A 20,852-nucleotide genomic window follows, 5' to 3' on the forward strand; every position below is an offset into this window, starting at 1 on the left:
CGATATTTGAAATTTGATCTTTCAGATATTAGGTGTGTCCCTTAGACTGACCATGGCGCAGGCATTTTTGAACATCACGAAAGATTATCACACAGATTTGGTAATCTTATGCTTACGATCAGCCTGTGAAAATTCTGTTATATAGTCGCGTCATATACAATTACGTCACAGCTAGACGGCGAGACTATGAAGGAGGACGGAAGAAGTGGCAATTGCTCCTTTCGAAAAAACCCATGGTTCGCGCTCATCCAGCATGTCTTACGCGCTGAGTTGGAAGCAACAAAACCTACGCTATGTATTGTGGGCTGCATTATTAGTGATCGCTCTTGCAGCGATGCTATTGTCCCTACTTTATAATCAAGCGGGTAAAAATATTTCTGTAGTCATTGACGGCAAAGCACAAACCGTGGAAACACGTAAATTGATGCTTTCTCAACTGCTTGATGAAAATCAAATTAAAGTGGCACCACAAGATAAAGTATCTATGCCTATGAATGGCGCGCTTCAGGATGGGGACAAAGTTTATATTAACCATGCGGTTGCAGTAAACATTACGGCAGATGGTGGAACCAAGAAAATTTATACCACCTCTAAAACAGTTGGTAACACATTGGAGCAGGCTGGGTTAACACTGTCAGGTGAAGATCAATTAACACCTGCGATGGAATCGTCAGTTCATGACAATATGGATATCAAGATTGTGCGTACCAAATCATTTGTAGCGAAAAAAGTAGTCAAGATTCCATATCAAACGGTTAAAAAAACCGATGGTTCTATGCTTGAAGGTAAAACCAAGTTAGTGCAAGGCGGTCAAACAGGTAAAGTGGTTCAATACATCGAGAAAGTATACGAAGATGGAGAATTCGTCTCCAAACGTATGGTTGATAAAAAAACAACCGCAAAAGTAAAAGATAAGATTGTAGCTATTGGTACCAAAAAAGAGGAGCCTAAACTTCTCGCAGCTGCTTCTTCTAGTGGAGGATCAAGTAATAGTACTTCCAAAGCAGGTGTAGATTTCTCTTATGCGAAAGTACTGAACAATGTATCTCTAACTGCTTATTCGTCTCAAGAACCTGGTCTAGGTACAGTGACTGCTTCGGGAGCACGCGTAACAGAAGGTCGTACGATTGCAGTCGATACGAGTGTCATTCCTATGGGATGGTGGGTATACATTGAAGGCATTGGCTTCCGCCGTGCTGAAGATACCGGTAGTGCTATTAACGGTAATAAAATCGACGTGTATATAGACAGCTTGAGCCAAGCGAGAGCATTTGGACGCAAATCCGGTTACACTGTATATGTAATTGGCCCGGTTAAACCCTAGAGAGGGTGTTGATTGGGATAGCACCATTGCTTAAGCCCAGTCATCTGTTATATGATATAAATAATATTAACTATGAGCGTGCATAAAGAAAACAAAAAGAAGAGGATAAATCCTCTTCTTTTTGTTCTGTTAAGATGAATATCGAACAGATTATCTTATCATTTAGAGAGTGAAGGGAAGCGTACAATCAACGTGATTAAAGAAGTGATTGTTGTGGAAGGACGAGACGATACCGTAGCGATTAAAAGAGCTGTAGACGCAGATACGATCGAGACAGGCGGCTCAGCTATAGGTGCTCATGTGATTCGTCGTGTAAAATTAGCTCAAGAACGACGTGGTGTAATTATATTAACTGATCCTGATTTTGCAGGTGAACGGATACGTAAGATCGTAGCGCAGAAAGTCCCTGGATGTAAGCATGCTTTTATCCCTGAAAGTGAAGCTACGCTCAAAGGTGATATCGGTGTCGAAAATGCTTCTCCAGAAGCTATTCGTGAAGCGTTGGCGCGTGTACACTCTGAGATGCCAGAAGCGGAAGTTCTGATCGATTGGGAAGATCTGATCATGACAGGACTTGTGATGCAACCTGATGCTGCGGAGCGACGAATGAAAATGGGCAATCTGCTCGGCATAGGTTATGGCAATGGAAAGCAGTTCCATAAACGTTTACGTATTTTTGGAATTAGCCGTGAAGAGTTTGCAACAGCACTCTCACAAATGGAAGCGGAGGAATAACAATAATATGGATGAACGATTAGAAATAGCCACACCCAAACGCACCAAAGAAATTATTAATAAATATGGATTCTCGTTTAAAAAAAGCTTAGGTCAGAACTTTTTGATCGATTCCAATATTTTGAACAAAATTGTAGAAGCAGCTGAATTAACGCCTGAAAATGGAGCATTAGAGATTGGACCCGGTATCGGTGCATTAACCGAGCGTCTAGCTCAAGAAGCAGGTGCAGTCACAGCAGTTGAGATTGACCGTCGCTTGATTCCAATTTTGAAAGAAGTCTTAGAGCCTTATCCTCATGCTAAAGTACGTCATGATGATGTGCTCAAAGTCGATTTGCATCAATTGTTCCGTGAAGACTTCAGTGAAGTTGAAAAAGTCAGTGTGGTGGCTAACTTACCATACTACGTCACTACACCTATTGTGATGAAGTTGTTAGAAGAACGTTTACCGTTAGACAATATCGTCGTTATGATTCAAAAAGAAGTCGCTCAGCGCATGGCAGCCCCTCCTGGAGGCAAAGACTACGGAAGTCTTAGTATTGCTGTTCAATACTATTGCGTGCCTGAATTGATCTGTATCGTCCCTAAAACGGTATTTATCCCGCAACCGAATGTAGAATCTGCTGTCATTCGCTTGAAACTAAGGGATCGTCCGGCAGTTGAAGTCGAAGATGAAGCGTACTTCTTTGAATTAATGCAATCTTGTTTTGTACAGCGTCGCAAAACAATCGCCAATAACTTGCGTAGCCGTTATTTTGAAGGTGGCGATCGTACACAATTAGAGCAACTTTTGGCAGAAGCAGGAATCGAACCTTCTAGACGTGGAGAGACACTTAGTTTGCAAGAATACGCAACTTTGAGCAGTGTATTTTTGAGAGCAGGTATCCGTTGAAAAAATTCGTTGACAAGATAAAATTAATACTGCTATAATTTAATGTTCATTTGACAAACACTCTTTTCTTTGATATAATGAAGAGGGAAAGAGGTGGTTGTAGTCAATGGCTAACAATGCGCTTTTGGAAATCAAACGTAGTCTTGATGCTCATGTAGGGCACAAAATTACGTTACGTGCTAATGGTGGTCGTAAGAAGACCATCGAACGAACCGGAGTTTTGGAAGAGACCTACCCTTCTGTTTTTATTGTCAAGCTCGCTGAAGAGCATCAGACATTTGAACGTGTGTCTTACAGCTATGCCGATATATTGACAGATTCTGTGGAAGTCACCGTCTGTGATGACGATTGTCAGACACGAATCGAATATGTTGGGAATTGAATAACTGTTTTAGTATAAGACAGTCTTTATCTCCTTTCGGGGTAGAGACTGTTTTGTTTTGTGACTATATTTGATCTACATGAACGGAACCCGATACCCATATAATAGACTTTGTACGTCATTTTTTTTATAATATGGATTATTCGTAATGATAAGCACAGGAACCCGTACGCAGCGTATCAAATCGTTCGGATGGAATGTTGAGGGTGGAGGAACAGCATGAAGATATATGAAAAAGCGCCAGCAAAAATCAACCTGATGCTGGATGTGTTACATAAAAGACCGGATGGGTATCATGAGGTCGAGATGATCATGACAATGGTGGATCTAGCCGATCGCCTAACGATCACTGAATTGTCTCGAGATACGATCCAAATTTCTAGTCAAGCAGGATATATTCCTTTAGACGAGAAAAATCTGGCTTTTCAAGCTGCTCAAAAAATTAAAGCAAAATATAATATTAAGCAAGGCGTACATATTCATATCGATAAGCAGATTCCAGTTGCGGCTGGTCTAGCTGGAGGTAGCAGTGATGCTGCAGCAGCGCTTAGAGGATTGAATCGTCTCTGGAACCTCCAGATTCCCCATGAAGACATGATGGAGCTAGGTGCTTCTATTGGCTCTGATGTTCCTTTCTGCATCACAGGGGGGACAGCACTCGCTACAGGACGTGGAGAGCTACTCACTCCCCTGACCAGTCCACCTGATTGCTGGGTTGTGTTAGCGAAGCCACCTATTAACGTGTCTACTGCCGATGTATACGGACGTTTTCGTGCAGATAAGATCGCTAAGCATCCTTCTGCTCTAGAAATGCAAAAAGCGTTAGAAAACAAATCTTTTGATGAGATTTGTCATCAACTGGGTAACGTGTTGGAAGATGTTACTCTGACTCATTATCCGCAAGTTCAACAGCTCAAGCAGGCAATGATTCAGTTGGGAGCCGATGGTGTGCTTATGTCAGGAAGTGGACCCACTGTATTCGGATTGATCTCGCGCGAGTCCAAAGTAGCTCGTGTCTATAATGGATTACGTGGATTTTGCAAAGAAGTCTATGCTGTGCGGATATTAACTTAAATGATTTCAAATCGCAGTCTTTTTAACTCTAAATGGTGCTCGATGATAAGCCATAAGAGAAAAAGATTGCGATTTTCTTTTACAAACACGTACAAAAATGTTATATTCACTTTAATTATTCGGATTTAGGGTATAAAATGTCAATATTTTGTAGATAGCGAGGCGTTATGGTGAAAAAATTAAAGAGAAGCGCGCGGTTAGTTGAATTAACTCAATATTTAACTTCACGACCACATACGCTGATTCCATTAACCACTTTCGCTGATCGATACGGAGCGGCCAAATCATCGATTAGTGAGGATCTGACCATTATTAAAGAAGTTTTTGAAGAAGATGGTACGGGAGAATTATTAACACTTGCAGGAGCAGCAGGCGGAGTGAAATATATTCCAAAGCTGGCGAAAGAAAAAGCATTTTCATTTATGGAAGAAATCTGCGGTCAATTAGGACAACCGGATCGTCTGCTTCCAGGTAACTATATTTATATGTCTGATCTGTTAGGGCAACCTGCGATTTTGAATGAAGTAGGTAAGATTTTTGCTTCAGCTTTTGCAGATACGCCGATCGACGTCATTATGACAGTAGAAACCAAAGGAATTCCTTTGGCTCATGCTACAGGTACGCAATTGAATCTGCCGGTTGTACTGGTACGCCGTGATCATCAGATGACAGAAGGATCTGCGGTAAGTATTAACTATGTATCAGGTTCACACAAGAGTCTGCATACGATGACATTGTCACGCCGCGCACTTAAAGAAAAATCACGTGTATTGATTATTGATGATTTTATGAAAGCTGGCGGTACTATTCAAGGTATGGTTGATCTTTTAGGAGAATTTAATGCAACGGTTGCTGGAGTCGGGGTGCTTTTAGAATCTGGTTCTGTCGACACGGATGATCGTCTGTGGGCAGATTATGTGTCACTTGCGAAAGTAACTGATATTGATCCTAAAAACAAAAAAATTACGGTACAACCTGGGAACTACTTTGAAAATGATTCTAATTAAGCTTTTCTGCCGATAATTTTCATTTTCGTAATGAGAACGAATATCATCAAAATCAGGTGAAAACGGTAGAAATCGAGCCTAAAGATAAATAAAATAAAAAAATATACAATTAATTTGGAGAAAAAAGAAGGAATTTGACTTCCATGTGTGGAATTACACAACCAAGTCTTGAATAGACAAAGGTGGTGAACACATATGGAAATAACGGATGTAAGACTCCGCCGAGTAAATTCCGAAGGCAGAATGAAAGCAATCGCATCCATCACAATTGATAGCGAATTTGTCGTTCATGACATTCGTGTAATTGATGGTAACAATGGAATGTTTGTTGCAATGCCAAGCAAACGGACACCTGATGGCGAGTTTCGCGACATCGCACATCCTATTTCTTCTGGAACTCGCGAGAAGATTCAGTTAGCTGTATTAGCTGAATATGAACGTGCAGGATTGGAAGAAGAAGTGATTGAAGAAGTGATTGAAGAAGGTGCTTAACGTTTACTTATTGGGGTTTGAAAGAAAAGGGAGCCACAGGGAGCTACATTGTGGCTCCCTTTTCTTTTTGTCTGGAATAAGATATATTCATTAAGGAGTTTTAACGATAAATCTAACATAATGATTTAAATATATGAGTTCGAATAAGGAGGTCTGTATTGTTGGATTCAAAAAGAATGGCAATCATACTCGCAGCAGGTAAAGGTAAACGCATGAAATCCAAATTGTACAAAGTTCTACATCCAGTATGCGGTAAGCCGATGGTAGGTCATGTACTGGATGCTGTACAGCAAGTTCATTGTGAGCGCAGTGTAGTCGTTGTAGGTCACGGAGCAGAAGCGGTACAAGCTTATCTAGGCGATCGTGCAGAATACGCACTACAAAGTGAACAATTAGGAACCGGTCATGCGATTCAACAAGCAGAATCTTTGCTGGGTACTGAAAAAGGAACAACGATTATTATTTGTGGAGATACGCCTTTGGTAACTCCTGAGACACTTGAAAATATTATTGCTAATCATGAAAGTCAGGGTGCAGCAGTAACGATTTTGACAGCTTCAATGACTGATCCTACAGGATACGGTCGTATTATTCGTGGAGCTGATGGTAGTGTACAGAAAATCGTTGAGCAAAAAGAAGGCACGCCTGAAGAATTAGCTGTACAAGAAATCAACACAGGTACGTATTGTTTTGATAACAGCAAATTGTTCCAAGCTCTTTCTCAAATTACGAACGATAATGCTCAACAAGAATATTATCTAACAGACTGCATTACTATTTTGCGTGAACAAGGTGAAATGGTAGCTGCCTACGAAACATTTGATCTAGCTGAATCAATCGGTGTGAATGATCGTCTAGCGTTGTCAGAAGCTGAAGGATTTATGCGCGCACGCCTTGCAAAAAAACATATGTTAAACGGAGTTACGATTATTGATCCATCAGCGACTTATATTGGAGCTGACGTGGTAATCGGTTCAGATACAGTCCTTTATCCAGGAACCGTCCTTAACGGTGCAACAGTGATTGGTGAAGATTGTATCATCGGACCGAATACAGAAATTGAAAATTCCACAATAGGCAATGGTTCAACGGTTCGTCAATCGATTCTGTCTGGAGCTGAAGTAGGGGCTGAAGGTAATATTGGTCCATTTGCTTACTTGCGTCCGGGTACAAAGTTAAGTGATCAAGTAAAAGTAGGCGACTTTGTAGAATTGAAAAATGTAACTGTAGGACAAGGTTCCAAAATTCCTCATCTTAGTTATGTAGGGGATGCTGTTGTAGGTTCAGGCGTTAATATTGGTTGTGGGGCGATCACAGCTAACTATGATGGACTCAACAAAGCTGTTACAGAGATTGGTAACAACGTATTTATTGGCAGCAATTCGAACTTGATTGCTCCTGTACGTATCGGTGATGGCGCTTATGTGGTAGCAGGCTCAACCATTACAGAAGATGTAGAAGCTAACGACATGGCAATCGCTCGTCAACGTCAAGAAAACAAATCAGGATATGCTGAAAAAATTCGCGCTAAAGCGAAAGCAATTCATGATAAAAAGGAATAATTAACATTTATAACAAAAATTAATGATGTGTAGCTAAAATTATTATCGATTCTTACGAACAAAATGCCACTATTCGCTAAAGAATTATTATATAATATGAAATATATAATGCTTGTTGTATGATTTGACGGATCTAAAGAGAAATGAACGCCGAGTTGATAAGCATTCCAATGAACCACCACGGAGGGTTTTAACCATTATGACTTATTGTGATTCTAAATTAAAAATTTTCACTTGTAATTCTAACCCTAAGTTGGCGGGACAGATTGCTGACTATATTGGTATTCCTATGGGTGAATCTCGTACGACTGGATTTAGTGACGGAGAGATTCAGGTGAAGTTGTCTGAAAGTGTTCGTGGTTGCCATGTCTATGTCATCCAATCTACGTGTGCACCTGTCAATGATAATCTGATGGAACTGCTAGTTATGGTAGATGCATTAAAACGTGCTTCTGCTAAAAGTATCAATGTGGTTATTCCGTATTACGGATATGCACGTCAAGACCGTAAAGCACGTTCACGTGATCCGATCACAGCCAAATTGGTTGCGAATCTGATTGAAAAAGCAGGCGCTCATCGCGTTATTGCTATGGATCTACATGCGATGCAGATTCAAGGATTCTTCGATATTCCTGTAGACCATCTACTTGGAGTACCGATTTTGGCTCAATATTTCCGTTCCAAAAAAATTGAGAATCCTGTTGTCGTGTCTCCTGACCACGGTGGTGTAGTTCGCGCGCGTAAGCTTGCTGATCTACTCAGTGCTCCGCTTGCGATTATCGATAAGCGTCGCCCTGAACCGAATGTGAGTGAAGTGATGAACATCATTGGTAATATCGAAGGTAAAACTGCGATCTTGGTAGATGATATTATTGATACTGCGGGTACTATCGTATTGGGTGCAAATGCTTTGATCGAAGGTGGAGTGAAAGAAGTGTATGCTTGTTGTACACATCCTGTATTATCTGGCCCAGCTATGGATCGTTTGGAAAACTCACCACTCAAAGAAGTTATTGTTACAGATACTATTCCGATTACACATCCTAATCCTACAAGCAAATTAAAAGTATTGTCGGTAGCACCTCTTATGGGTGAAGCGATTATTCGTGTTCATGAAGAGTTGTCGATCAGTAAATTATTTGAAATTGAATAAGCGTTGATGTAATAAAAGGGTTACTTGCCCCATCTGAGGCGAGTAACCCTTATCGGCGTATCTATTTTAATAACCTGGTCTTGATAAAAAAACATGACGTTGCCGATGGTACAATACACGATTCACTTCAATAAACTGGTGATCATACGCCGTAATCATTCCGATATCGACAGGAATATCACGACGATAAATCTGCACAGGCACTTCCTGTTTAAAATGATCATAAAAATGACGGTTTTTCAGCAATTGCTGCCCAAAGGTGTACATGCTGAATCCCCCTCTCTACTGGTTAGTCGTGAAGTTGATCATTTGCAGATAAGTATCAAAAAGCGGATACGTATTCAATAATCTGATTTTAGCAAAAAATGTTAGTGACTGCACGATAATATAGCAACCTTTAATTTTTGCATCATTGCCTATTTCTAAAGAAAAGAGGATATGTACGAATGAAATGGATTGTAGGTTTGGGCAATCCCGGATCTGAATATGCCAAAACTCGTCATAATGTAGGTTTTATGGCATTGGATCGTTTAGCAGATCGCCACGGGATCGCTATTAATCAAGCTAAAAGTAAATCGCTGATCGGTGAAGGACATATTGATGGAATTAAGGTCGTTTTGATCAAGCCGATGACCTATATGAATTTATCTGGCGAAGCGGTCAGAGGATATATGGATTATTATAAAGTTGCTCTAGAAGATATGATTGTAGTCTATGATGATATGGATACCGAAACAGGTAAAATTCGACTGCGTTACCAAGGTAGTGCAGGTGGACATAATGGGATCAAATCGATTATTCAACATACCGGTACACAGACATTTGATCGTATTCGAATGGGTATTTCAAGACCAACGCCTGGTTATGCGATTGTTGATTATGTTCTATCTCCTTTTGCTAAAAAAGAAAAGGAACTGTTAGATGAAATGATCGAAAATTCGTGTAATGCGATGGAATATAGCTTAAAGCATACCTTTGAGCAGACGATGGCTAAATTTAACGGTTAATGCTATAATAAGCCTTAATTCGTAAGCAAATACAGACATTGATAACTGTCCCAAATTCATAAGTACCGCCTTTGAGTCTGATCCGTAATAAGGGTTGGATAAGAAGGCGGTTGTTTATAGGCAAATCGAGATGAATCCGATTTGTCGTTTTACCGTTTTTACCTAAGGATAAGTGAGGTGCCGTTTTGTTAGAAACTCTGATACAAGCATTTGCCAAAGATAAGGATTTTGGTTCTGTTACATCTGGTATTGTGTCCGGGATGAAAGAACAACTCATCTCCGGTTTATCCGGTTCTTCACGCCAGATCATGATGGCTAGTCTGTTCACAGAAGTTCAAAGACCGTTATTGGTTGTCACTCATAATATGTTTGCTGCTCACAAGCTTGCTGAAGATTTACAGGAAGCGCTAACACCTGAGCAGGTTTTGCTATACCCTGCGAACGAACTGGTAGCCGCAGAGTCAGCGATATCAAGCCCTGAGACATTAGCTCAACGCATCGATGTATTGATGAAATGTGCTGCTGGATTCAGAGGCATTGTTGTTGTGCCTTTTTCCGGTATTCGGCGATTTGTACCTGCTCCCGAGTCATTAGCAGGTGCTGAAATTGAATTGCAAGAAGGCGGTACACTGGTTCTAGACACATTTCTGACGCGTATGATTGAGCTTGGCTATGAGCGTGTAGAACGTGTAGAATCACGTGGTGAGATGAGTGTACGTGGCGGGATTATCGATTTTTACCCTGCGACTGCTAATCTGGCTTACCGGATAGAATTATTTGATGAGGATATTGATTCTATTCGTACATTTGATCCTGATGATCAGCGTTCGATTGATAAAGTCAAATCGATTATCATTACTCCTTGTCGCGAAATTATTGCTGATCGTACCCGTATGAATCATGCAGCAGATTTGGCTTCTGCTCGTCTTGAAATGCAAATCGAAAAAATGACCGATCGTCAGGCGAAGATTCGTCTACGTGAAGAAATTGGTCGTGAAATCGAATTGATGCGCCAACATATTTATTTCCCAGAAATATATAAATATATCAGCTTGCTGTATCCAGAACAGGTGACTTTATATAATTACATGCCTGAAGATACGATTCTGATTATGGAAGAACCTGCACGATTGCTAGAGACTGCTAAGCAATTAGAGCGTGATGAATCCGAATGGAATATGCATTTACTGCAAAATGGTAAAAACCTGCCTTCGCTTGAGCTTGCTGGAGACACTGATGATATTATGTATCGTAGTGGCTTCCAGACGATCTGGACGTCGATCTTTTTGCGTCAAGTTCCGCATGTGCTACCCGGCAATATCGTTAACTTTGTCAGTCGCACTATGCAAGATTTCCATGGACAGATGAACGTACTCAAGTCTGAGATGGAACGTTGGAAAAAAGCAGGCATTCAAGTATTAATGGTGGCAAATGGTGAAGAACGGATGGAGCGTGTACGCCGGGTTCTTGACGATTATGATATTGAGACACCGATTATGATTGATGGAAGTCTACAAACAGGATTTGAATTGCCATCGATTAATCTAGCCGTTATTACTGAAGGCGAAATGTTCTCTAAAAAGCAGCGTAAAGTCCGCAAAGTCAGTAAGAATGTAGATAATGCTGAACGGATTCGTAGTTACACCGAACTTAAAGTAGGCGACTATGTGGTTCATCAGAATCACGGTATCGGTAAATATATGGGGATCGGTACACTTGAAGTAGCCGGTATTCATAAAGACTATATGCATATTATGTATGCAGGTGGCGATAAGCTGTCTGTACCAATCGAACAGATCGATTTGATTCAGAAATATGTAGGTTCTGAAGAAAAAGAACCGAAAGTCTACAAGCTTGGTGGCAATGAATGGACGAGAGTGAAAAGTAAAGTTCGTTCTTCGGTTCAAGATATTGCAGATGATCTTATCAAACTGTATGCTGAGCGCCAAGAAGCTTCGGGTTATGGATTTGAAAAAGATACAGCAGAACAGCAAGAGTTTGAAGATATTTTCCCATACGATGAGACTCGTGATCAGTTACGTGCGATTGATGAGATCAAAAAAGATATGGAACAAACACGCCCAATGGATCGTCTGCTTTGCGGTGATGTAGGATATGGTAAAACAGAAGTAGCGATTCGGGCAGCCTTTAAGTCGGCTATCGAAGGTAAGCAAGTGGCTATTCTTGTCCCAACTACTATTTTAGCGCAACAGCATTATGAGACATTCCGTGAACGATTTGCTGAATATCCGTTCAATATCAGTGTATTAAGCCGATTCCGTACACGTAAAGAGCAGAATGATACGATCAAAGGCATCAAGCAAGGTACAGTTGATATTGTTATTGGTACGCATCGACTATTATCTCAAGATATTATTTTCAAAGATCTTGGTCTATTGATTGTCGATGAAGAGCAACGATTCGGTGTATCCCATAAAGAAAAGCTCAAACGCCTCAAAACCAATGTCGATGTACTGACACTGACAGCAACACCGATTCCACGTACGCTTCATATGTCGATGCTTGGTGTGCGTGACCTTTCTGTTATTGAGACACCGCCAGAGAATCGTTTCCCTGTACAGACGTATGTGGTTGAACATAGCTATACTCTGGTTCGTGAAGCAGTAGAGCGCGAATTGATTCGTGGTGGTCAAATTTATTACCTTTATAACAAAGTACAAGGCATTCATGAGATGGCAGCGCAAATCTCGGAACTGGTTCCTGATGCAAGAGTTGCTGTTGGACACGGTCAAATGTCTGAGCAGGAATTGGAGAAAACGATTCTTGACTTCTTGGACGGCGAATTCGATGTACTCGTCAGTACCAGTATTATTGAGACAGGCGTAGATATTCCAAACGTGAATACGCTAATCGTGCATGATGCTGATAAAATGGGTCTTTCTCAGCTTTATCAGTTACGTGGTCGGGTTGGACGTTCGAACCGAATTGCGTATGCTTATTTTACGTACCAACGGGATAAAGTCTTAACTGAAGTGGCAGAGAAGCGTCTGCAATCGATCAAAGAGTTCACAGAGCTGGGTTCAGGCTTCAAAATTGCGATGCGTGATCTATCGATTCGTGGAGCAGGTAATCTACTAGGTGCAGAGCAATCGGGCTTTATCGCTTCGGTCGGGTTTGACTTGTATTCACAAATGTTAGCCGAAGAAATTCAGAAACGTAAAGTGACTATGCTAGGCGAAGAAGATACCAAAGCGAACGATTGGAATACCGTTATCGATCTGTCTATTGACGCGTATCTTCCAGCTGATTATATTTATGACAGTATCCAAAAAATAGAAATTTATAAAAAGGTCGCTGTTTTATCTGCATTTGATGATATTGGCGAACTTGAAGATGAGCTGTTGGATCGTTTTGGTGAATTGCCTGAAGCGGTATTGCAGTTGTTACAGGTGGCACGACTCAAGCTGTACGGCAAGCGTTATGGAATCGAAAATATTTCGCGCCGTGGAGACGATGTGTTGCTGAAGTTCCATACAGGGCAAGAAAAAGCGTTCAATTTGTCCAAACTGTCCCAAGTTGGCAATCGCTTCGAAAGACGTGTACAATTTAATCAGGGTTCCAATATGGTTATTCAAGTCAAAGGTAAAGGACTAACGGATGGCGAGCTACTTGAACTGCTCTGCCAATTCCTCGAGGCTATCATGGAATCATTCAAACTAAAGGGGGAACTACAGGATGTGGCCAATTAAAAAAGCTGCGCGGAAAACGACGATGTTAGCAGTAGTTGCTATTCTGTGCATCAGTCTGTTAGCAGCTTGTAACAAAGGAACAACCGCAGAAACAAAGAATGATGAAACGAAAGATACAAGTGCGGTGGTTGCCGAGTATAAAGGCGGTACAATCACTGAAAATGAATTTAATCATGAAGTTAGTATGATGAAATTCTTCTCTCCTCAATATGCACAAATGTTTGATATGGACGAATATAAAGAAATTTTGCTTGAGCAAGAGGTAGCTTACAAATCTCTTGATGAAAGTGCTAGCGAAGCAGCAAAAACAGCAGGTGCTAAACAAGGTGAAGAACAACTGAAACAATTCAAAACAAGTGTAGATCCTGAACAACTTGCTACTATGCTCAAAGAAGCTAATTTGACAGAGCAAGATGTTAAAGATTATATGACACGTGTATTGACTGCTTCTGAAGTGATGAAAGAAAAAGTAACCGATGCAGATGTAGAGAAATACTACACAGATAACAAAAAAGATTATGCAACAGCGACTGTACGTCATGTATTAATCGGACTACAAAGTGCTGATGGCAAAACAACTCGTACAGATGCTCAAGCATTGAAATTAGCTAAAGAAGTTAAAGCTAAATTGGATGGCGGAGCAGACTTTGCAACCATCGCTAAAAAATATTCTGACGATACAGGTTCTAAAGACAAAGGTGGTCTTTACGAAAATGAGAAAGTCGGAAACTGGGTTGAAGGTTTCAAAAATGCAGTACTAGAACAAAAAATCGGTGTGATCGGTGATCCAGTTAAAACAGATTACGGTTATCATGTAATCGAAGTTGAATCTCGTACAGAAAAAGCATTTGCTGATCTTACAACAGAAGAAAAAGAAACGATTAAATCTCAAATTGCTTCTCAAAAATTCAGTGAGTATATGTCTAAAGAAGTACCAGGTATGATTACGAAGAAAAATCTACCTAAATCTGAAACGGCTCCAGCAACTACAGCTCCAACAGCTCCAACAGCGCCGACAGAAGGTACAACAGCACCAGCTACAGAGGGAACAACAGCTCCAACAACAACTGCACCTGCTACAGAAGCACCAGCAGAAAGCAGTAAATAATATTTGATGACTGATTGGCTTCTATAGCAAAAAGTAGATTGAATGAGCAAAACAAATAGCGCGGAGACTCCGCGCTATTTTTGTGTAATTTATTCCGAAAAAAGAATGCCACGACTGGCTAGAAAGGAGCACCGTGCATATGAAAGAATCATCTCCATCGTCCCGCATGCTCAAAGGAGCATTTATATTAGCGTTAGCTGCTGTATTGTCTAAATTAATCGGCACGATCCAAAAAATACCGTTGCAGAATATCGGAGGCGATGGAGTATTCGGTATTTATAATGCGGTGTATCCTTTTTATACGCTCGTTCTTCTTGTAGCCACTGCTGGTTTTCCAGCTGCCGTCTCCAAATTTGTAGCTGAACGTATCGCCGCAGGTAATGAAGAAGGAGCAAGGCGCGTACTTACGATCTCATCCGTGATGTTGATCGTGTTAGGCGTAGTGGGTGGCATTCTGATGTACATAGGAGCACCTTTACTAGCAGATTGGATTGATAACCGACATACAGAAGCCGCGATACGTAGTTCAGCACTCGCTTTGCCGTTAGTACCGATCATGGCAGGGTTAAGAGGGTACTTCCAAGGAATGCACAATATGATTCCTACAGCTGTCTCTCAGGTTGCTGAACAGACGATTCGAGTAGCCGCTATGGTTATTCTACTACTGATGTTAGATCGTAATGGAGCCGCAGATGATTGGATCGCCGCAGGCGCTACATTTGGTTCTGCTGCTGGTGGAGCCGCTGGACTATTCGTGATGCTGATCTACTGGTGGATTTATCGGCAGAAATCAGCGAACAAGTTGTCTTTATCCTCTCAATCACATAGCGTGCATGAACCTGTATTTCCGCTACTTAAAGCTTTATCATTATATGCACTCCCGATCTGCTTAGGCTCTTTGTCTGCTCCTTTAATCAGTCTGGTGGATACTTTTACCGTACCACGCTTATTAAAAGGGATCGGCTGGAGCGAAGCAGAAGCTATGGTACAATTCGGGATATACAATCGAGGTATGCCTTTAGTTCAGTTAATGTCGATGTTAGCAACTTCCTTATCAGTGCTATTTATTCCTGCGCTGGCGGATGCTAGAGTGCGTGATCGGATGGATCTAGTGCAATCGCAGAGTCGGCAGGCATTAAGCTGGTTTTGGTTACTGGGGCTTGCTGCTTCAGCGGGTGTAGCTGTATTAGCAGTTCCGCTAGATATTATGTTGTATCAAGATGATGCAGGTAGCGAAGCGATGCGCTGGTTAGCATTTACAGGTGTAGGAGCCACCGTATCTATCGTGACCGCTGCATTATTGCAAGGAATGGGTTCTGTCAAAGCGCCAGCAGTACATCTACTACTTGCTACTGTGGTCAAAGCGGTGCTGAATATTATATTGGTGCCGTACTTTGGTATTAATGGTGCTGCTTTTGCGGGTATTGTTGGGTATGCGGTAGCTGCTGTATTGAATACATGGTTATTGATACGATTAACACGTTTGCAAGTTACCTGGAAGCAAGATGTAGTGAAGCCTTTATTTTTAGTGGCTGTGATGTCTGGTGCTGTAATCGCATGGATGTTCGGCGCTGAATATCTATTTGATCGTTGGGGATTAGATGGACGTATTCAAGCTTCACTGATTACTTTAGGCGGAGTATGTATCGGTGGTGTTGTGTTTGCCGGCGGGATATTCCAGTTGAAAATCATGACAACAGCAGAGATTATTGCTTTGCCAAAAATAGGCAAAAAACTAGCGAAATTACTCCAAAAATTCAAATTAATTTCGTGAAAATAGAGATGTTATTGAGAAATGTGAGGAGGAACAATATGAGTGCTCAAATTACAATAGTTGGATTGGGTTCAGGCGATGTTGATCAATTGACCGTCGGAATTTTTCGCAAATTAGAACAAGCTGAAAAGCTATTTGTTCGCACCAAAGATCATCCAGCATTAGAAGCTTTACAGGCTGATTTTGTCACATTTGATGATGTATATGAATCGAAAAATTCATTTCCAGAAGTGTACGCAGAGATTGCTAATCGATTGTTACAAGCAGCAGTAGAGGGACTAGATACAGAAGAAATTATCTATGCTGTACCCGGTCATCCGATGGTGGCTGAGAAAACAGTTCAGATTTTGCGTGAGCAGGGACAAGCGCTGAATATTACTGTGAATGTACTGGGTGGAGAAAGCTTTTTGGATGAGGCATTTACCCGTCTAGGCTTCGATCCTATCGAAGGATTCCAGTTACTAGATGCAGCGCAGTTGAATGCTCAATTGCTTCAGCCTCAGCTTCATACGGTCATTGGACAAGTCTATGATAAGTTTACCGCTTCAGATGTCAAATTAAGCTTAATGGAACTGTATCCTGATGATTTTGAAGTGATCGTGTGTCACTATTTGGGAGTGCAAGGCAAAGAAATAATCGAACGTACACCTGTATATGAATTAGATCGTACTGAAAACTATGGTAATTTATCATTGATCTATGTACCTCGTACAGAAGATGAGCAGATACGTAATCGTACATTTGCTCGTTTGCATGAGATCGTTGCTATTTTACGTAGTCCGGGTGGTTGTCCATGGGATCAAGAACAGACTCACCAATCGCTTCGCCAGAACTTTATTGAAGAAACCTATGAAGTGTTAGAAACGATAGATGATGATGATCCAGAACATATGCAGGAAGAATTAGGCGATGTGTTATTACAAATTATGCTTCATGCTCAGATCGAAGAAGAAACAGGAGCTTTTACTGTTTATGATGTGATCGAAAGTCTGAATCAAAAATTGATCTTCCGCCATCCGCATGTATTTGGCGATCGTGAAGCCAATGATGCACAGACGGCACTCCAAAATTGGGATGCGATGAAAGTAGAAGAGAAAAAACTCAAAGGTACATTAGATGTAGCCGCTTCTCTTCTGGATGGGGTTCCACGTGATCTGCCTGCACTACTAACTGCTTATAAAATTCAGAAAAAAGCAGCTAAAGTCGGCTTTGATTGGGAAAATATCGAAGGTGCTTTTGCCAAAATGGACGAGGAAATTCTAGAGCTTAAAGAAGCAGTACGTGAAGGGCATCCTGCATTAGATCAACAGTTGGAACTTGGAGATGTGTTGTTCTGTGCAGTGAATATTGCACGCTTTATCGATGCTGATCCTGAACAATCTTTAGCATTAGTCAATCGCAAATTCAAACAAAGATTTCAATATATCGAACAGTCTTTACACACGCAAGGCAAAGATATTCGTTCGATGACACTGGAAGAACTGGATCAATTATGGGATGAAGCTAAATTGCAAAATAAAGGGTAATCAATTATTTCGAAAAAAATAAGCAGAGCATACGTTCTTATGTTATGATCTTTCTAGCAGCGTTGAAGCACACGCTTACGGTATGCTATGATGCATATGGCACCAAAAACTCTAGTGAAATATAGAGGAATTTGGGATGTCGTGAAGAATGTAATATACTGTAGGCAAGCAACTTTGCGTAAACTTATTGTGCATGTATAGACAATCAGAATAACGCAGCTATATTTCTTTGAATATTTGGGAGGCTTTGAATAATGAATAAAACAGACTTGATTAACAACATTTCTACAAGCAGTGGATTGACAAAAAGAGATGTAGAAACAGTATTAAACGGTTTCCTTAGCGAAATTACAGATGCATTAACAAAAGGCGATAAAGTTCAATTGATCGGTTTCGGTACGTTTGAAACTCGCAAACGTGCAGCTCGTACTGGACGCAACCCGCAAACAGGTGAAGAAATTAACATTTCAGAATCTACTGTTCCTGCATTTAAAGCAGGTAACAAACTTAAAGAAGCGGTAAACTAATGCGTCTGGACAAATTCCTGAAAGTATCGAGACTGATCAAGCGCCGTACTGTGGCAAAAGATGTGTCCGAGCAGGGACGAGTCCTGTTGAACGGACGTGAAGCCAAGCCTAGTGCTACACTTAAAGTCGGTGACGAGATTACGGTTCAATTTGGACAAAAGCTAGTCACTGTACAAGTAGAACGGTTGGCAGATAGTACGCGCAAAGACGAAGCAGCAACGATGTATACATTGCTTAAAGAAGAGCCTATCGTCAGACAGGATGATATTTTTTCCAAAGAGTAATTTGGAGAGATATCCAATGGTATATGTATTGCTCAGTGTTTAAAAAAGGTTGTCCTTAAGTCTTCGGACTTAAGGACAGCCTTTTTTGTTTTTGTTTTAATTTGTCGACAAAGTGTTACAAATCGTTATTTTGTGGTAATGTTAATTAAAATGTAATGTTGGTGATACGATAACGACAGACCATCAAGGAGGCAACCCGATGATATCAAAACCTACGCCGATTCGAAGCGGTAGCTACAAAACAAATAATCAGTCATCTCAAGGAAACAATGGGGCGCGCAGACGGCTACGGATTTGGATGCTTTTCATGGTGTTATTCCTGGGCTGGGCGATCTATACTTTCATCATGCAGTCGATACATCTAGCGGATAAAAAAGAAGAACTCGCACAGCATCAAGTGCAGAAGCAAAAAGCAGATGCAGCATTTGCTCAATCGCAAAGTGAAGTGAAGCGATTGGAAGATCCTGAATACATCGGACAAGTCGCTCGTAAGCAATATGGTATGTATTTACCAGGTGAAACACCGATTTGGGCAACCGATGCAACAGACAGCAAATGAATAATGAAGTGAAATAAGTCGTAAAACTGAGCATTAGTGAGTTGACCTTATTTTCGGCTTCCGTTATAATTTAATCAACGCAGATTGTAATCCGTAAGGGATTTTACTGTATATTTTAAGGGAGGATTATTTTACTCTATGGCAATTGAAGTGGGCACCAAGTTAGAAGGCAAAGTGACGGGAATAACGCACTTTGGAGCATTTGTAGATTTGTCGGGAGGTGTCACTGGTCTTGTTCACATCTCGGAAATTGCCGACAACTATGTAAAAGACGTTAATGACCATCTTAAAATGGGCGACGTCGTTACTGTTAAAGTCATCAATGTCGACAAAGACGGTAAAATCGGACTTTCGATCAAGCAAGCCGTTGACAAACCAGCAGAACCAGCACCATCTTCTAGACCACCTCGTCCTGAGCGTAGCTTTGAGCAACGTAACAGCGGTGGCGGCGGTAGAGACGGCGGAGAACGTTCTGGAGGCGGCGGTGGCGGATTTAACCGCGGCGGTGATCGTGGAGGTCGTTCTTTCAACAAGCCAGCAGTTGGCAAACCTACGTTTGATGATAAATTGACACGCTTCATGAAAGATAGTGAGGAACGCATTTCTTCACTCAAAAAAAATACGGAATCCAAACGTGGAGGCCGTGGTGCCAAGCGTAGTTAATCCTTACCTTGCATATAGAACACAATAACGACCGTAGGTGCCTAGGCATCTGCGGTTTTTTTGCTATAGGTATGGTACACTAAATTGAGAGACTGCCCTCAGAGGAGAAGGAGAAGCCCGGTGTCAATATCAACTAATTCTGAATTGCCGCCAGGAACGATGATTAGCGGAAGAACCAGAGGACAACAGTATATGATACAGCGCGTACTGGGCACCGGAACCAACGGAACCGTTTATTTAGTGTCTGCTCTAGCGAATGGTAATCTATATGCCTTGAAAATGGGAGCTTATAATCGTACGTTACAAGCAGAGATCAAACTTCTTTTTTCTTTACATAAGCATTGGAAAGAAACAGGAAAAAATCAGGTCAATCGTTATCTATATGATGCCGATGACTATGAAGAAGATGGACTCATTATTCCTTTTTATGTGATGAAATATGTAAAAGGTCAAACATTAAGTAATTTCCTTCGATCCAAAGGAAGTGAACATATAGGCAAAGCAGGTCTAGGGGTACTAGAAATTCTACGTGATCTGCATGAAGCAGATTGGGTATTTGGCGATCTCAAAGCAGAACACGTAATTATTACCGACGAAGGACAGGTAGAATTGATCGATTACGGTGGTGCAAGTCAAGCAGGACGAAGTCTGCATCAATTTACAGAATGGTATGATCGCAAATTCTGGAAAGCAGGCAGTCGGACAGGAGATTACGCCTATGATTTGTTTGCTTTTGCCGTAATGTGTATCAAATTATTCAATGAACCAGGCTTACAAAAAGTGATATCTACTCAATTGCCACAAATACGAAGTTCTGCCGATCTGGTAACGCTGGTCGATCAGACGCCCAGATTGAAACGGTATGCTCCTTGGTTAAAGCGTGCTTTGCGCGGAGAATTTGACAGTACTGGCGAAGCTTATTATGCATGGAAAGCAGTAAGTGGTTCAGGTGTATTGAATAGATATGGAGACAATGGCGATCCAGTGACCAGGCGCCTAAAAAATGCGCTGATCTGGTCGATCATTATATTAGGAATTACATTACTTATCGCTTTATTCTTTACCAAGTAAAA

At 41.1% G+C, this 20,852-nt stretch carries 20 protein-coding genes; 19 read left to right on the plus strand and 1 reads right to left on the minus strand.

Annotation, left to right across the window (positions count from 1 at the left end; all coding sequences use genetic code 11):
• The first annotated feature begins 205 nt into the window (after window positions 1-205).
• The 9 genes from PO903_RS05810 (at window position 206) to PO903_RS05850 (ending at window position 8,621) form a co-directional block, all read left to right on the plus strand.
• On the plus strand, window positions 206-1,324 hold the full coding sequence (locus tag PO903_RS05810) for a resuscitation-promoting factor (RefSeq protein WP_371748125.1): 1,119 nt from the start codon (window positions 206-208) through the stop codon (window positions 1,322-1,324).
• Between the two features lie 192 nt (window positions 1,325-1,516).
• Entirely contained in the window at window positions 1,517-2,059 is a 543-nt protein-coding gene (gene rnmV / locus PO903_RS05815; RefSeq protein ID WP_273592880.1) for a ribonuclease M5, read from the plus strand.
• Between the two features lie 7 nt (window positions 2,060-2,066).
• Window positions 2,067-2,951, plus strand: a complete 885-nt coding sequence (gene rsmA, locus PO903_RS05820) for a 16S rRNA (adenine(1518)-N(6)/adenine(1519)-N(6))-dimethyltransferase RsmA (protein WP_069326065.1) — start codon at window positions 2,067-2,069, stop codon at window positions 2,949-2,951.
• A 106-nt stretch (window positions 2,952-3,057) separates the two neighbouring features.
• Entirely contained in the window at window positions 3,058-3,333 is a 276-nt protein-coding gene (veg, locus tag PO903_RS05825) for a biofilm formation stimulator Veg (protein WP_069326066.1), read from the plus strand.
• Between the two features lie 219 nt (window positions 3,334-3,552).
• Window positions 3,553-4,407, plus strand: a complete 855-nt coding sequence (ispE, locus tag PO903_RS05830) for a 4-(cytidine 5'-diphospho)-2-C-methyl-D-erythritol kinase (RefSeq protein ID WP_069326067.1) — start codon at window positions 3,553-3,555, stop codon at window positions 4,405-4,407.
• 170 nt (window positions 4,408-4,577) lie between these two features.
• Window positions 4,578-5,414 (plus strand): pur operon repressor, encoded by an 837-nt coding sequence (gene purR / locus PO903_RS05835; protein ID WP_069326068.1) that lies wholly within the window; start codon window positions 4,578-4,580, stop codon window positions 5,412-5,414.
• A gap of 195 nt (window positions 5,415-5,609) precedes the next feature.
• On the plus strand, window positions 5,610-5,906 hold the full coding sequence (spoVG, locus tag PO903_RS05840) for a septation regulator SpoVG (RefSeq protein ID WP_273592881.1): 297 nt from the start codon (window positions 5,610-5,612) through the stop codon (window positions 5,904-5,906).
• A gap of 176 nt (window positions 5,907-6,082) precedes the next feature.
• Window positions 6,083-7,468, plus strand: a complete 1,386-nt coding sequence (glmU, locus tag PO903_RS05845; RefSeq protein ID WP_069326100.1) for a bifunctional UDP-N-acetylglucosamine diphosphorylase/glucosamine-1-phosphate N-acetyltransferase GlmU — start codon at window positions 6,083-6,085, stop codon at window positions 7,466-7,468.
• 199 nt (window positions 7,469-7,667) lie between these two features.
• A complete protein-coding gene (locus PO903_RS05850; RefSeq protein ID WP_069326070.1) occupies window positions 7,668-8,621 on the plus strand; it encodes a ribose-phosphate diphosphokinase in 954 nt (317 codons plus the stop codon).
• Between the two features lie 66 nt (window positions 8,622-8,687).
• On the opposite strand, the gene PO903_RS05855 is transcribed toward PO903_RS05850, so the two are convergent.
• Window positions 8,688-8,888, minus strand: coding sequence for a hypothetical protein (locus PO903_RS05855; RefSeq protein ID WP_069326071.1), 201 nt, complete (start codon window positions 8,886-8,888; stop codon window positions 8,688-8,690).
• Window positions 8,889-9,067: 179 nt separating this feature from the next.
• Here PO903_RS05855 and pth point away from each other — a divergent pair, with 179 nt between their 5' ends.
• The 10 genes from pth to PO903_RS05905 all read left to right on the plus strand — a co-directional run bounded on the left by pth (window position 9,068) and on the right by PO903_RS05905 (window position 20,850).
• A complete protein-coding gene (gene pth, locus PO903_RS05860; protein ID WP_069326072.1) occupies window positions 9,068-9,628 on the plus strand; it encodes an aminoacyl-tRNA hydrolase in 561 nt (186 codons plus the stop codon).
• Between the two features lie 185 nt (window positions 9,629-9,813).
• The gene (gene mfd, locus PO903_RS05865; RefSeq protein ID WP_137225677.1) at window positions 9,814-13,338 is read left to right on the plus strand and encodes a transcription-repair coupling factor; all 3,525 of its coding nucleotides are present in this window, start codon (window positions 9,814-9,816) and stop codon (window positions 13,336-13,338) included.
• Complete coding sequence (locus PO903_RS05870) at window positions 13,325-14,446, plus strand: peptidylprolyl isomerase (RefSeq protein WP_273592882.1); 1,122 nt, start codon at window positions 13,325-13,327, stop codon at window positions 14,444-14,446. The genes mfd and PO903_RS05870 overlap by 14 nt, the downstream gene beginning before the upstream one ends.
• 139 nt (window positions 14,447-14,585) lie before the next feature.
• Complete coding sequence (locus PO903_RS05875; RefSeq protein WP_137225681.1) at window positions 14,586-16,220, plus strand: putative polysaccharide biosynthesis protein; 1,635 nt, start codon at window positions 14,586-14,588, stop codon at window positions 16,218-16,220.
• A 38-nt stretch (window positions 16,221-16,258) separates the two neighbouring features.
• Entirely contained in the window at window positions 16,259-17,746 is a 1,488-nt protein-coding gene (yabN, locus tag PO903_RS05880) for a bifunctional methyltransferase/pyrophosphohydrolase YabN (RefSeq protein ID WP_273592883.1), read from the plus strand.
• A gap of 254 nt (window positions 17,747-18,000) precedes the next feature.
• On the plus strand, window positions 18,001-18,273 hold the full coding sequence (locus PO903_RS05885; RefSeq protein WP_069326077.1) for an HU family DNA-binding protein: 273 nt from the start codon (window positions 18,001-18,003) through the stop codon (window positions 18,271-18,273).
• Complete coding sequence (locus tag PO903_RS05890; RefSeq protein WP_069326078.1) at window positions 18,273-18,557, plus strand: RNA-binding S4 domain-containing protein; 285 nt, start codon at window positions 18,273-18,275, stop codon at window positions 18,555-18,557. The genes PO903_RS05885 and PO903_RS05890 overlap by 1 nt, the downstream gene beginning before the upstream one ends.
• A gap of 199 nt (window positions 18,558-18,756) precedes the next feature.
• On the plus strand, window positions 18,757-19,116 hold the full coding sequence (locus PO903_RS05895) for an FtsB family cell division protein (protein ID WP_137225685.1): 360 nt from the start codon (window positions 18,757-18,759) through the stop codon (window positions 19,114-19,116).
• Window positions 19,117-19,254: 138 nt separating this feature from the next.
• Window positions 19,255-19,779 carry a S1 domain-containing RNA-binding protein gene (locus tag PO903_RS05900; protein WP_273592884.1) on the plus strand — a complete coding sequence of 175 codons (525 nt, stop codon included), beginning with the start codon at window positions 19,255-19,257 and terminating at the stop codon, window positions 19,777-19,779.
• A gap of 120 nt (window positions 19,780-19,899) precedes the next feature.
• The gene (locus PO903_RS05905) at window positions 19,900-20,850 is read left to right on the plus strand and encodes a protein kinase domain-containing protein (protein ID WP_273592885.1); all 951 of its coding nucleotides are present in this window, start codon (window positions 19,900-19,902) and stop codon (window positions 20,848-20,850) included.
• The last annotated feature ends 2 nt before the right edge of the window (window positions 20,851-20,852 follow it).

Origin of the sequence: Paenibacillus sp. PK4536, from assembly GCF_028594455.2 — a bacterium.
Taxonomy (GTDB): domain Bacteria; phylum Bacillota; class Bacilli; order Paenibacillales; family Paenibacillaceae; genus Saccharibacillus; species Saccharibacillus nuruki.